The organism is Megasphaera intestinihominis, from assembly GCF_040096415.1.
GTDB lineage: Bacteria > Bacillota > Negativicutes > Veillonellales > Megasphaeraceae > Megasphaera > Megasphaera intestinihominis.
Map to the genome: position 1 here is coordinate 13411 of NZ_JBBMEU010000030.1, position 13835 is coordinate 27245.

Sequence of the window (13835 nt, forward strand, 5' to 3'; positions counted from 1 at the left end):
AGGCCCCGCATGAAGGTTTCGACCCTCATGCGGGGTCTTTTCTTTTTGTAGTTTGTAGAAGAGGGCTTTAAATTAAAAAACCTTCACTAAAAACTAAAAACTGCAAACTTCATACTCAAAAAGGAACTGTTGCACTGCGACAGCTCCTTTTTTATTGCTATCCTTTCTCAATAGGTATATAATAAAGCGTGTTTTTATAACCATTTTGAAAGGGGTCTTTCTGTATGTCATCTAAAATGGGTACATTATGTATTGTTTTGACAGCCATAGCCTTTGGTACGATGGAAATTTCCTTGAAGATTGCCGGAACGGCGTTCACGCCTTTCCAGCTGACTTTCCTTCGGTTCCTCGTCGGCGGGCTGCTGCTCATGCCGCTGGCTGTCCGCGATTTGAAGAAGCGCAGCATCCACCTCGATCGTTCTGATTGGGGCTATTTGGCTGTCCTCGGGCTGATTAACATCTGCTTCAGCATGATCCTCTTCCAGATCGGGGTCAACATGGCCAATGCCGGCCTGGCAGCTATCGTTTTCTCCAGTACCCCGATTTTTGTCATGATTTTTTCGTATTTCATCATTCACGAAGCCTTTACCCGCAAGAAGGCCATTACCTTGGTCTTGAGTATCATCGGCCTGGTCATTGTCGCCAATCCCATGGCCATTATCCGCAGCGGCAATATCGGCCTGCTCGTATCGCTGGCAGCTGCCGTTTCCTTTGCCCTTTATACGGCGCTGGGTAAACTCCGTATTGAAAAACTGGGCGGCAACGTAGAAAACGCCTTCAGCTTCCTCATCGGCTGCGTCTTCCTGTTTTTCATCCTCTTGTTCCACGGCGACCCCATCGTGGCCGGTATTGATTCCCAGACCGTATGGCCCCTTATTTACTGTTCCTTAGTCGTCACGGGCTTCGGCTATCTGTGCTTCATGAAGGCCATCGAACTGACAGGTCCGTCCAATGCATCCTTTGCCTTCTTCATCAAGCCGATCATCGCCTTGATCTTGTCGGCCATCATCTTGTCGGAACCGATTACGGTCAATGCCGTCGTCGGCCTGGCCCTGATCCTCCTGGGCTGCACGATGGCAGGGCCGATTGAACACCTGCTCTTCCGTCACCATGCTATCGGTGAAATCGAAGGCCGCGAAAATCATCCGGCCTGGATCAAGGAAGATACAGAAAGTCCCTTGGTCATTACCATTTCCCGTGAATACGGCAGCGGCGGCCGCAACATCGGCAAGCTCGTCGCCCGTAAGCTCGGCATCCCTTATTACGATACGGAAATCCTCAACCTGACCCGTAAAGAACATCCGCAGACCTTCGCCGCCTGGTGTAAAGACCGCAAGCGCATGCTCGGCCCCTTGCTGACCAAGGTCTATGACGATTATATCCACTACGCGTCGGGCTATGAATCGAAGCAGCAGGAAATGTTCCGCGATGAATCCGAAGTCATCCAGGCTCTGACAGAAGGGAAGTCGTGCGTCATCGTCGGCCGCCTGGCCAACTACATCCTGCGCAAACGGCCGAATACCTTCAATGTCTTCGTTTCGTCCGACCCGGATTGGGCCATCCAGCGCATCATGCTCCGCGAACACGTCGATGCCGACAAGGCGCGGAAGATCCGCAACCACGTCAATCACGAACGGCGCGACCACTGCATGTACTGCACCGATTCCTATTGGGGCTACGGCGCCAACTACGACTTGAGCCTCAAATCCAGTGACTACGGCATCGTCAAGACAGCCGACCTCATCCTGCAGGCTGCCCAGCACCGCCTGACTATCTCCAAAGAAGATATCAACCCTGCTGCCGACCACAACGCCGTCTCCGCGCCGGCTGTAGCCGAATCGTGATTTTGTAGTTTGCAGTAGGGGCTTGCACGTGGCAAGCCCGCAACTGGATATGTATGGATTTTCCCGTCCGGCTCCGTAGAGAATTCACCCAGATACCGAAACGGGTCGCCCACGTGGCGACCCCTACAGAAAAAGCGCTGTCTTCATATGACAGCGCTTTTTTTACGCCTGCCATATTTAAACAAACTTTAAACTTTCTCAAAATTAACAAATAATGGCAAATAGCTATAGATTTAGCCTTTATTTTGAGAATAGAAAGTGATAAAATAATAGTTGATTTATTGATAGTGATTATTCTTGAGAATGTGTCGTGATAGCTATGGAGAAACGATGGCAGTTCGGCAGTCCCGACGAGGGGCTCATGGAGGCCTTGTCCGCACAATTACATATATCCCCGGTCTTGGCACAGGTACTGGCCAATCGCGGCATCGCCGATGTCCGGGCAGGGGACCATTTTCTTCACAATACTTTGGCCGATATGGCCGATCCTTTCCTGATGAAAGGCATGGAGAATGCCGTCATCAGGCTGGAGCAGGCGATAACTGAAAAGCAGCGCATCGTCATCTACGGTGACTATGACGTCGACGGCATTACGTCGACGTCTCTTGTTTATTCCGTCCTTCGCGACCTCGGCGCATCGCCGCAGTTCTACATTCCCGAACGGGAGAGCGAAGGCTATGGCCTCAACGAAGGGGCCCTGGAGCAGCTGAGCCGGCAGGCCGACCTGCTCATCACCGTCGACTGCGGCATTTCGTCACACGACCTGGTCCAGCAGTTCTCGCCGGTCCTGGATATGATCATTACGGATCATCACGAACCGCCGGAACAGATCCCGCCAGCCCTGGCCGTCCTCAATCCCAAGCAGGCCGGCTGCCCCTATCCCTTTAAGGAGCTGGCCGGCGCCGGCGTGGCCTACGTCCTCTGCCGGGCCCTGTGGCAGCATCACTGCCATGAAGACCTGCCGGGCTATACGGACCTGGCGGCCTTGGGGACCATTGCCGACCTGGTCCCCCTGACTGGCGAGAACCGTATCCTCGTCCGCCATGGCTTGGCGGCCATGAAAGAAGGGAAGCGGACGGGCATCAAGGCCCTCCTCGATGCGTCCAATCTCAGCGGGAAGGATATCACGGCCGGCCGTATCGCCTTTACGGCGGCGCCGCGCCTCAATGCGGCCGGGCGCATCAGCCATGCGACGAAGGGTGTCGAACTGCTCCTGGAAACCGATGCGGCCAAGGCGGCGGCCGATGCAGCCGAACTGAGCCGCCTCAACACGGAGCGCCAGGACATTGAGCACACCATTGCCCAGGAAGCCATCACCCAGATCGAAGGGCAGGCGAGGGGCCGCGACGGCGTCCTCATCGCCTATCATGAGGGCTGGCACGTCGGCGTCATCGGCATCGCCGCATCGCGCCTGGTAGAGACGTATTACCGGCCGTCCCTGGTCATCACCGTCCGCGACGGCATCGGCAAGGGATCGTGCCGCAGTATCAGCGGTTTCAACATGTACGAAGCCCTGCAATACGCCCAGGATTTGCTCATCCAGTTCGGCGGCCACACCATGGCGGCGGGCTTTTCCGTCAGGGCCGAGAACATCGAAGCCCTGCGCCGGCGCCTGCTGGACTATGCGGCAGCGCATATGACGGCCGCCGACTACGTCCCCTTGGTCCACATCGACAAGCAATTGGAACCGGCCGATGTGACCTTGGACCTCATTGTTGAGCTGTCCCGCCTGGAGCCCTATGGCATGGGCAACAGCCGGCCCGTCTTTTCCCTGAGCGGGGCTACGGTAGAGGAAATCCGTCCCATCGGCCGGGAAAAGCAGCACGTCCGCCTCGTCGCCCGCGGCGCCGATAGGACACGCCTTTCCGGTGTCGCCTGGTCCCAGGCGGGCCTGTGCGACGCCATCGTCGAAGGCGACGTCATCGACGTGGCCTTCCAGCTCGAACGGAACGACTTCAATGGCATGTCGTCGCCGCAGCTGGTCATCCAGGACGTCCACCTGCCAGGCCGCCACATCGTCCTCAACCGGGCGGTCATGGTCGATATTTACATGGCCCTCAAGAAATGCATCCCTGACTGGGGCATGCCGGTCTGGCAGGTCCGCCGCCGTCTGGCTGCGGACCAGGGGGACTGTTATGATGTCCACACCATTTACGCTGCCATCGTCGTCCTCCGGGAAATCGGCGTCCTCAAAATACGCCATGATGACGACGGCCCAGCTTATTATTTTCCTATCCTTGCGGGGAAAATGGATCTTCATGCGTCGCCGACGTATGAATTGTACTGCAAGGAGTGAGGAGGTTTCATATTATGGAATTTAAAGATAAAGATGTCGAATTCAAACACCTCATCGACACGATACATACGTATCTGCCCCAGGCCAAATGCGATGACGTGACCAAAGCCTATAACCTGGCCGAAGAGGCCCACAAGGACCAGCGCCGCGTCAGCGGGGAACCGTATATCCTGCATCCCCTGGCCGTCGCCCAGATACTGGCAGATATGAAAATAGATACGACGACCATTACGGCGTCGCTCCTCCACGATGTCGTCGAAGATACGTCGTACACACTGGAAGATATCAAGAAGATGTTCGGCAAGGAAGTAGCCTTCCTCGTCGACGGCGTCACCAAGTTGAGCCGCCTCAATTACCGTACCAAAGAAGACCAGCAGCTCAACAGCATGCGCAAGATGTTCCTGGCCATGGCCAAGGACGTGCGCGTCGTCGTCATCAAGCTCGCCGACCGCCTGCACAACATGCGTACCCTGCGCTACATGCGCAGCGACAAGCAGAAGCGTATTGCCCAGGAAACGCTGGAAATCTTTGCCCCCCTGGCACACCGCTTAGGGATTTTCAATATCAAGTGGGAACTGGAAGATTTGTCCTTCCGCTACCTCGAACCGGACAAGTACTACGACCTCGTCGACCAGATGAAGCAGAAGCGCCACGTCCGCGAAGAAATCGTCAACGAAGCCATCGACGTCCTCAAGAAGGCCCTCGACGAAGCCCACATCCACTGCGAAATCAACGGCCGGCCCAAGCATTTTTACAGCATTTATAAAAAGATGAAGAAAGATAACCGCGACTTGAGCCAGGTCTATGACCTCTTCGCCATCCGCGTCATCGTCGACGACGTCAAGGACTGCTACGGCGTCCTGGGTATCGTCCACAGCCTGTGGAAGCCACTGCCGTACCGCTTCAAGGACTACATCGCCATGCCTAAGCCCAATAACTACCAGTCCCTGCACACGACAGTCATCGGGACGAGAGGGCAGCCTGTAGAAATCCAGATCCGCACCTGGGAAATGCACCGCATCGCCGAATACGGCGTCGCCGCCCATTGGCGTTATAAAGAAGGCAACCAGACGGCCAACAAGGACGCTTTCGATGAAAAAATGGGCTGGCTGCGCAACCTCCTGGAATGGCAGGACACGAGCAATCCGAAAGAATTCGTCAACGCCCTGAAGCTCGACGCCTTTTCCGACGAAGTCTTCGTTTTTTCGCCGCGGGGCGACGTCATCGACCTGCCCCAGGGTTCTATCCCCATCGACTTTGCCTACCGCATCCACACCGACGTCGGCCACCGTTGCGTCGGCGCCAAGATCAACGGCAAGATCGTCCCTTTGGACTATAAATTGAAGAACGGCGACATCGTCGAAATCATTACGTCCAAAGTCGGCAAGCCCAGCCTGGACTGGCTGAACATCGTCGGCAGCTCGGAAAGCCGCTCGAAGATACGCAGCTGGTTCAAGAAGGAAAACCGCGAAGAAAACATCGCCAAGGGCCTGGATGCGCTGGAACGGGAATGTAAGCGCCTGGGCCACGACTGGAAAGCCCTCAACGTCGGCGGCCGCCTGGGCCGCGTGGCCAAGCAGATGAACGCCGGCTCCGAAGACGACCTGGTCGCCGCTGTCGGCTACGGCGGCTTTGCCGTCAATACGGTCCTCATCAAGCTCCTGGAACTGCACAAGAAAGACTTGCAGAAGCAGGAAGAAAAGACCAACAGCCTGGCTGCCCTGGAAAAACTCAAGACCAAGAAACCCGTCAAGCACAACGGCACGGGCATCCTGGTCAAAGGCGAACCGGGCCTGCTGGTCCGCCTGGCCAAATGCTGCAGCCCTGTACCGGGCGATCCCATCATCGGCTTCATCACCCGCGGCCGCGGCGTCTCGGTCCACCGCGCGGACTGCCCGAACGTCACGCACGGCCAGAACGACGTAGACCGCCTCATCGACGTCGAATGGGATTACGACGGCAACGAACGCTTTGAAGTGAACATGGAAATCGTCGCCTACGACCGCACGGGCATCATGGCCGAAATCATGGCCACCCTGGCGGAAATGAAGATTTCCATCCTCAGCGTCAACGCCAAGACCAGCGATACCAAGAACGTCACCATCCACATGGGCATCAGCATCAAGGACCTGGCCCAGTTTGAATTCGTGGCCACCAAGATACGCCGCCTGAAGGATGTCTACGCCGTCGAACGCTATACGGGAGGGAGCCAGACATGAGAGCTGTCGTACAAAAGACCCTGACGTCTTCTGTGACCTCGGACGGCGTCCTCACCGGCCAGGCAGGCAACGGCCTGACGGTCCTCCTCGGCGTTTCCGTCAAGGATACGGAAGCTGACGTCCGCTACCTGGCCGACAAGATCGTCCACTTGCGTATCTTTGAAGATGACCAGGGCAAACTCAATCACTCCCTCCTCGACGAGGGAGGGGAGATGCTGGTCATTTCCCAGTTCACCCTGTACGGCGATGCCCGCCACGGCCGCCGTCCCAGCTATATCGAAGCGGCCAAGCCCGAACAGGCCGAAGCATTATATGAGCAGTTCGTCGCCGCTGTCCGCGCCTTCGGCGTCACCGTGGCGACAGGCCATTTCCGGACCCATATGGTCGTATCCCTGGCAAACGACGGGCCTGTGACCATCCTCTTGGACAGCCAGAAAACCTTTTAAGGGGGAAGTATACTTATGAGCATGAAATATATCAGTATGGAACTCGGTCCTATCATGACCAATTGTTATATCGTCTACGACACGGATACGAAAGAAGCCATGGTCGTCGATCCGGCCTGGGATTATCCCGCCATCGACAAGGCTCTGACCAGCCATGGCCTGACGCTGAAGTTCATCTTCCTGACCCATGGCCATGCTGACCACATCGGCGCCCTGCAGGAACTGCGCCAGCGCAAGAACGTACCGGTCTACGTCGGCGCCGGCGATGCCGACCTCATTTCCAATTCGCACAATAACCTGTCCCTGTTCATGGGCCAGGCCATCGAATGTACGTCGGCAGACCACCTGGTCAAGGACGGCGATGAACTGACATTGGGGCATCTGCACTTCACAGTCCTGGAAACGCCGGGCCATACGCCGGGCGGCCTCAGCCTGTACGGTGAAGGCGTCGTCTTTTCCGGCGACACGCTGTTCCGCTATTCCGTCGGCCGTACCGACCTCTACGGCGGCTCGTCGAAGACGCTGCTCCACAGCCTGGAAACGAAACTCATGACCCTGCCTGACAATACGCTGGTCCTGCCTGGCCACGGCCCGGCTACGTCCATCGGCGACGAACGGCGTGGCAATCCATTCCTGGACGGAGGCTGGTAAACCATGGTTGCCTATAAGGGCGCGGAGTTCTGGATGCGCGTCACCCTGGCCATCCTGGCCGGTGCGCTGTTCCTCACGGTCCATGCCGTCTACTGGCCCGTCGTTATTTCCCTGATCCTGACGTTCATCCTCATGCCTATCCGCGATGGCGTCATCAAAGGGCTGCGGCGCCTGACCGGCCGTCATGTACCCATCGACCTTGCCATCCTCATCTCCTTTGTCATCCTCATCGTCATCGTGACGATTATTACCAATATCATCGTCAAGCCGCTGGTCATCCAGGTCAATCTGCTGGCAGCCAACTTCAACGATTTGGTCAGACAGACGGCGGCCCTGGTGACGCAGCTTGAAAATGAGCAGACCCAGTTCTATATCCCGGACCAGGTCAAGAAAATCGTCAACGATGCCTTCGTCAAGATCGGCAATTACGGCATCGAGGGCATCACCAACCTCATCCAGTCCGTCTTTGCCATTGCCGGGACGGTCGTCGAATTCTTCGTCGTACCGATCATTACTTTCTACTTCATGAAAGACGGCGGCCACATGGTCAAGAGCTTCGTCGATATCTTTCCCGAAAGCTATCGCAGCCATCTGGCCGGCCTCTTCCAGGAAATACAGCACGTCCTGAGCCGCTACATCCGCGGCCAGATCCTCATGAGCTGTATCATTGCCACCCTGACTTTCCTCGGCATGTGGGCCATGGGCGTACCGTACCCCATGGTCATCGGCATCTTGGCGGCCATTACCGAATGGATACCCATCGTCGGGCCTATCGTCGGCGCCGTGCCGGCTATCCTGCTCAGCGCGACGGTCAGTTTGTCCCTGCCGCTGAAAGTCATCATCTTCTATATCGTCATCCAGCAGATCGACAGCCACCTCATCATGCCTCAGGTCATGGGGGCCGTCATCAGCCTGCATCCGGTCGTCATCGTCATCGCCCTGCTCATCGGCGGGACCCTCTTTGGCGTAGCCGGCATGATCCTTACCGTCCCGGTGACGGCAGTCTTACAGATTTTGTGTAAACATTTATGGTTTTACAATACATATAAAGAAAAGGCGATGAAGTACAATGGAAACAACGAGAACAGAAACCAATAAGAAAGAAATCATGGATACCATGATGAAACGCATGAAAGAAAAGATCAAGTTCAAGAAATGCAAGATGACGTCCCAGCGGCAGATCATCCTGCGGGCCTTCGTCGAAAGCCCAATCCGCCATATGAGCGCCGAAGAAGTCTTCGAGCTGGTCAAGAAGACGGCGCCTGACATCGGCCTGGCTACGGTCTACCGGACGCTGGACCTGTTCACCCAGATGGACCTCTTGAAGAAACTCGATTTCGACGACGGCTGCAGCCGCTATGAATTGAATGACCGCGACAATGAAGGCCATTTCCATCATCATCTCATCTGCCTGGGCTGCGGCAAGGTCTGGGAATGTGAAGACGACCTCCTGGAAACGCTGGAAACGATCCTGGAAAAGCGCCTCCACTTCCACACCGTCGACCATCAGCTGAAAGTCTATGGCTACTGCGAAGCCTGCCAGAAGAAACGGGAAGAAGAAGCGGCCAAAGAAGCCGAAGCTGCGAAAGAAGCGGAATAAGATGGCCCTCCAGACCTATACCTATGACGGGCCGGAACGCTTCCATTCCCTCGTCGGGCAGGTCATGGCCTCCCTGGGCTATGTCGGCGGCCGGGAAGTCCGCGACGTCGGGGCTGCCGTCACTGTCCGCGAGGAAGGCGCCCACCTCCACGTGCGCTGTACCTTCCAGGACGGCGGGGCGCCCTGGTCTTCTGAGGCCCGCCTCGTCGGGACGGACCGGGAACGGGCATCCCTCAAGGACTGCCTCATCCACTGGCATAACCGTTTCTGCGGCCACGGACCCAGCCCGTGGGGGACGCTCATCGGCGTGCGGCCGACGAAACTGGTCCACCACCTCTTCGACCAGGGCTTCACAGCCGACCAGGCCGAAAGGGCCTTGCAGACGTCGTATTGCGTGGCGCCGGCCGTCGCCCGGGACCTGGTGGCCATGGCCAGGCTCCAACGGCCTTACGTCACCGACAGGGGCCGGAAAGTGGCCCTCTACGTAGGGATTCCCTATTGTCCCAGCCACTGCCTGTACTGCTCCTTCCCGTCGCGCCTCATCGGCAGGGAAGGGGAGGCGGAACTCACGGCTTTTCGCGATGCCGTCCTGGCCGACCTCGACGACCTGGCCGACCTGTGCCGGACCTATGACTTGGAAGTCACGTCGCTCTACGTCGGCGGCGGTACGCCGACGTGCCTGCCCCTGCCGGTATTGGAAGCGATGATGACGCGGCTGGCCCGGAATTTCCCGGAAGCCTGCGAATGGACCGTCGAAGCGGGACGGCCCGATACGGCGACGCCGGACATGCTGGCCATGCTCCGCCAGGCCGGTGTCGATCGCATCAGCGTCAATCCCCAGACGTTGCAGCAGCATCTCCTCGATGCCCTGGGCCGGCGCCACCGGGTCGAAGATATTTACACCATGTATGAGAACTGCCGGAAACTGGGTTTTTCCGTCATCAACATGGACTTTATCGCCGGCCTTCCCGGGCAAACCGTGGCAGATATGCAGGAAAATATGGAAATTGTTTGCAAACTGCACCCGGAAAATGTTACAATTCATACGTTAGCATTAAAAAAACGGGCACCCTTATTCCATCATGAATTGCGGGCCGCCATTCCGCCAGCCGAAGAAACGGGCCATATGGTCCGCCTCTGTCAGTCCATCCTGACGGCCGGCGGCTATGTGCCGTACTACATGTACCGCCAGAAGTACATGGCAGCCAGCTTCGCCAACATTGGCTATGCCCTGCCGGGCAGCGTCAGTGCCTATAATATCGAGATGATGGAAGAACGGCAGTCCGTCCTGGCAGCCGGACCGGGCGGGGCGACGAAGTTCCTCTGCCGCGACGGCCACACCTTGGAAAAGGTGTACATGCTGAAAGACGTCGATGCATATGTGCAGGCGCTGGCCGAAAGAATAGCCCAGCGCCGCCGTTTGTGTGCTATCATATACGGAAAAGAGGATGTTTAAATGGCTATTACTGCACCGAGAGGCACGCAGGATTTTCTGCCGGAACAGACGGCAGAGTGGCAGCTGCTGGAAGCAAAGATCCGCCAGATCTGCTCGCTCTACGGCTTCGGCGAAATCCGCACGCCTATGTTTGAAAGTACTGAATTGTTTTTACGCGGCATCGGGGAAACGACAGACGTCGTCACCAAGGAAATGTATACCTTTGAAGACCGCGGCGGCCGCAGCATGACATTGCGCCCGGAAAATACGGCTTCTGTCGTCCGGGCCTTCCTGGAACACAAGCTCTACGGCGACCCGCAGGTCCACAAGTTCTACTACATGGGCCCCATGTTCCGTCATGACCGCCCCCAGGCTGGCCGTTACCGCCAGTTCACCCAGTTCGGCGTCGAAGAAATCGGCTCCAAGGACCCGGCTGTCGATGCGGAAATCATTGCCATGGCCTTCCAGCTCTTCCGGGAACTGGGCCTCAATGATCTGGTCCTGCACCTCAACTCCGTCGGTTGCCCGAAGTGCCGTCCCGTCTATCGCCAGAAGCTCCTCGATTTCTTTGCCGACAAACGGGACCAGCTCTGCGACGACTGCAACGAACGCCTGGAAAAGAACCCTCTCCGCGTCCTCGACTGCAAGGAAGACGGCGAAAAGATGATGCAGATGGGCGTACCTTTGATCACGGATAATCTCTGCGACGACTGCAAGGAACATTTCCACAAAGTCCAGGAATATCTGACGGCCATCGGTATTCCCTTTACCCTCGACCCGCGCCTGGTCCGCGGCCTCGATTATTATACCAATACGGCCTTTGAAATCATGTACGCTCCTTTGGGCGCACAGAGCACGGTCTGCGGTGGCGGCCGTTACGACGGCCTCATCGAAGAAGTCGGCGGTCCGTCGACACCGGGCATCGGCTTTGCCATCGGCATGGAACGGCTGCTCCTGACCTTGAAGGAACAGGGCCTCCTGCCGCCGGTCGAAAAGAAGCAGCCCGTCTTCATCGTCGCCCTTGGCGATGCGGCCAAGACCAGGGCCTTCGAACTGCAGCAGCAGCTCCGCGAAAAGGACCTCTATGCTGAAATCGACCTCCTGGGCCGCAGCATGAAGGGCCAGATGAAATCGGCCAACAAGCTCAATGCCGATTACACGGTCATCATCGGCGAAAACGAATTAGCCGCCGGTGAAGCCCAGGTCCGCAATATGGCCAGCAAAGAACAAGTCAGCGTTCCCCTTGATGGGATTGTTGCATATATGGAAACACACAAGAAGGGATGATTTACGAATGGATACAATGGAAGGTTTACACCGCTCCCAATACTGCGCTGAAGTAAGTGAAGCGGACAACGGCAAAGAAGTCGTCTTGAGTGGCTGGGTCGAACGCCGCCGCGACCACGGCGGACTGATTTTCATCGACCTCCGCGACCGTACGGGCATCGTACAGGTCGTCGCTTCGCCGGACTATGAAAAGGTTTCTTTCGATAAAGCTGAACAGGTACGTACGGAATACGTCCTGGCTGTACGCGGCATCGTCCGCATGCGCGATAAAGATACGATCAACCCCAAGATGAAGACCGGGACCATCGAAATCCGCTGCGAAGAACTGCGTATCCTCAATTCGTCCAAGACGCCGCCGTTCTATATTGAAGACAACATCGACGTCGACGAAAAGATCCGCCTCAAATACCGCTACCTCGACCTGCGCCGTCCGGAAATGCAGAAGAACCTCATCATGCGCCATAAAGTAAAACATGCCATGCGCACGTTCCTCAACGAACACGGCTTCATCGACATCGAAACGCCGGAACTCTGCAAGAGCACGCCGGAAGGCGCCCGTGACTACCTCGTACCGAGCCGTGTCAACGAAGGCAAATTCTACGCCCTGCCGCAGTCGCCGCAGATTTTCAAACAGCTGCTCATGATTTCCGGTATGGACCGTTACTACCAGATCGCCCGCTGCTTTCGCGATGAAGATTTGCGCGCCGACCGCCAGCCGGAATTCACCCAGCTCGACATGGAAATGTCCTTCATGGACCAGGAAGAAATCCTGACCCTCGTCGAACAGATGGTACATTACATCTTCAAAGAAACCCTGGGCCACGACGTCAAGCTCCCGATTCACCGCATGACCTGGGACTACGCTATGGAAAACTACGGCTCCGATAAGCCGGATCTGCGCTTCGACATGAAGTTCACGGACGTCACGGAACTCGTCAAGGACACGGACTTCAAAGTCTTCCGCAGCGTCATCGACAACGGCGGTCAGGTCAAAGCCATCAACGTCAAAGGCGACGCCGACATTCCCCGTCGTGAACTGGACGGCCTCGTCGAATACGTCAGCCACTACGGCGCCAAGGGCCTGGCTTGGATCGGTTTCCTCGAAGACGGCACGCTCAAATCGCAGATCAAGAAGTTCTTTGGCGAAGACAAGCTCCGTGAAATCGGTAAAGCCTGCGGTGCTGAAAAGGGCGACCTGGTCCTCATGATTGCCGACAAACCGAAAGTCGTCGCAGCCGCTCTCGGCGAACTGCGTAAAGAAATGGCCCGCCGCATGAACCTCATCGACGAAGACGAATTCGCCTTCACCTGGGTCGTCGACTTCCCCATGTTCGAATACAGCGAAGAAGAACACCGCTACGTCGCTATGCACCATCCGTTCACGGCCATGCGCGACGAAGACCTGGACAAACTGGAAACCGACCCGGCTCACGTCTATGCCAAGGCTTATGACTTGGTCCTCAACGGCATCGAACTCGGCGGCGGCTCCCTCCGTATCTACCAGCCTGACGTACAGCAGCGCGTCTTCAAGGCCATCGGCCTGACACCGGAAGAAGCAGAACAGAAATTCGGCTTCCTCCTCCGCGCCTTCGAATACGGTGCACCGCCCCACGGAGGCCTGGCCTTCGGCTTGGACCGCATGATCATGCTCATGCTCAAACGCAAGTCCATCCGCGACGTCATCGCTTTCCCGAAGACCCAGAACGCTATCGACCCCATGAGCGAAGCTCCGTCGACAGTCACCAAAAAACAGCTGCATGAACTCCACATCCAGGTAGAAGAAGACTTGGTAAGCAAATAGAGAGATGAAAAAAGCTTGTCGCATGTGCGACAAGCTTTTTTTCGTGGCGCGGTCCTATGGACCGCTTTCGTAGGGGCCGTCCTAAGCCTTTTTGGCCCGTCAGGTGCCGACCAACGAGAGGCGCAGGACGGTTGCCAAAACGGACAGGTGTGGCTAGGCGGCCCGCTTGTGGGAATCCCGTGAATGGCTTTCCCAAATGAACGCGATTGGTTTACGAACCACGAGCCGCTAGCAGACACATTGACAAACGTCAATG

General features: G+C 56.8%; 10 protein-coding genes. All 10 read left to right on the plus strand.

What is annotated here, in order from left to right; genetic code table 11:
* The first annotated feature begins 236 nt into the window (after positions 1-236).
* The 10 genes from WMO23_RS06305 (at position 237) to aspS (ending at position 13579) form a co-directional block, all read left to right on the plus strand.
* Complete coding sequence (locus WMO23_RS06305) at positions 237-1844, plus strand: EamA family transporter (RefSeq protein ID WP_020723961.1); 1608 nt, start codon at positions 237-239, stop codon at positions 1842-1844.
* Between the two features lie 319 nt (positions 1845-2163).
* Entirely contained in the window at positions 2164-4140 is a 1977-nt protein-coding gene (gene recJ, locus WMO23_RS06310) for a single-stranded-DNA-specific exonuclease RecJ (RefSeq protein ID WP_036243849.1), read from the plus strand.
* A gap of 14 nt (positions 4141-4154) precedes the next feature.
* On the plus strand, positions 4155-6359 hold the full coding sequence (locus tag WMO23_RS06315; protein WP_020310872.1) for a RelA/SpoT family protein: 2205 nt from the start codon (positions 4155-4157) through the stop codon (positions 6357-6359).
* Positions 6356-6805, plus strand: a complete 450-nt coding sequence (gene dtd, locus WMO23_RS06320; protein WP_020310871.1) for a D-aminoacyl-tRNA deacylase — start codon at positions 6356-6358, stop codon at positions 6803-6805. Before WMO23_RS06315 ends, dtd begins: the two co-directional genes overlap by 4 nt.
* Before the next feature lie 15 nt (positions 6806-6820).
* Positions 6821-7456, plus strand: a complete 636-nt coding sequence (locus WMO23_RS06325; RefSeq protein ID WP_020310870.1) for an MBL fold metallo-hydrolase — start codon at positions 6821-6823, stop codon at positions 7454-7456.
* A 3-nt stretch (positions 7457-7459) separates the two neighbouring features.
* The gene (locus WMO23_RS06330) at positions 7460-8554 is read left to right on the plus strand and encodes an AI-2E family transporter (RefSeq protein ID WP_292108027.1); all 1095 of its coding nucleotides are present in this window, start codon (positions 7460-7462) and stop codon (positions 8552-8554) included.
* Positions 8526-9056, plus strand: a complete 531-nt coding sequence (locus WMO23_RS06335) for a Fur family transcriptional regulator (protein ID WP_020310868.1) — start codon at positions 8526-8528, stop codon at positions 9054-9056. The genes WMO23_RS06330 and WMO23_RS06335 overlap by 29 nt, the downstream gene beginning before the upstream one ends.
* Entirely contained in the window at positions 8977-10512 is a 1536-nt protein-coding gene (gene hemZ / locus WMO23_RS06340) for a coproporphyrinogen dehydrogenase HemZ (RefSeq protein WP_292108026.1), read from the plus strand. Before WMO23_RS06335 ends, hemZ begins: the two co-directional genes overlap by 80 nt.
* Positions 10513-11778: a histidine--tRNA ligase gene (hisS, locus tag WMO23_RS06345; RefSeq protein WP_292281503.1), complete on the plus strand. Its 1266-nt coding sequence runs from the start codon at positions 10513-10515 to the stop codon at positions 11776-11778. It abuts the gene before it with no gap.
* Between the two features lie 7 nt (positions 11779-11785).
* Positions 11786-13579, plus strand: a complete 1794-nt coding sequence (gene aspS, locus WMO23_RS06350; RefSeq protein ID WP_292298691.1) for an aspartate--tRNA ligase — start codon at positions 11786-11788, stop codon at positions 13577-13579.
* Positions 13580-13835 lie beyond the last annotated feature (256 nt).

Excerpts from the sequence above, each read along its gene's own strand:
- WMO23_RS06305 (WP_020723961.1), top strand. The coding sequence starts at position 237 with ATGGGTACATTATGTATTGTTTTGACAGCCATAGCCTTTGGTACGATG.
- recJ (WP_036243849.1), top strand. The coding sequence starts at position 2,164 with ATGGAGAAACGATGGCAGTTCGGCAGTCCCGACGAGGGGCTCATGGAG.
- WMO23_RS06315 (WP_020310872.1), top strand. The coding sequence starts at position 4,155 with ATGGAATTTAAAGATAAAGATGTCGAATTCAAACACCTCATCGACACG.
- dtd (WP_020310871.1), top strand. The coding sequence starts at position 6,356 with ATGAGAGCTGTCGTACAAAAGACCCTGACGTCTTCTGTGACCTCGGAC.
- WMO23_RS06325 (WP_020310870.1), top strand. The coding sequence starts at position 6,821 with ATGAGCATGAAATATATCAGTATGGAACTCGGTCCTATCATGACCAAT.
- WMO23_RS06330 (WP_292108027.1), top strand. The coding sequence starts at position 7,460 with ATGGTTGCCTATAAGGGCGCGGAGTTCTGGATGCGCGTCACCCTGGCC.
- WMO23_RS06335 (WP_020310868.1), top strand. The coding sequence starts at position 8,526 with ATGGAAACAACGAGAACAGAAACCAATAAGAAAGAAATCATGGATACC.
- hemZ (WP_292108026.1), top strand. The coding sequence starts at position 8,977 with ATGGCTACTGCGAAGCCTGCCAGAAGAAACGGGAAGAAGAAGCGGCCA.
- hisS (WP_292281503.1), top strand. The coding sequence starts at position 10,513 with ATGGCTATTACTGCACCGAGAGGCACGCAGGATTTTCTGCCGGAACAG.
- aspS (WP_292298691.1), top strand. The coding sequence starts at position 11,786 with ATGGATACAATGGAAGGTTTACACCGCTCCCAATACTGCGCTGAAGTA.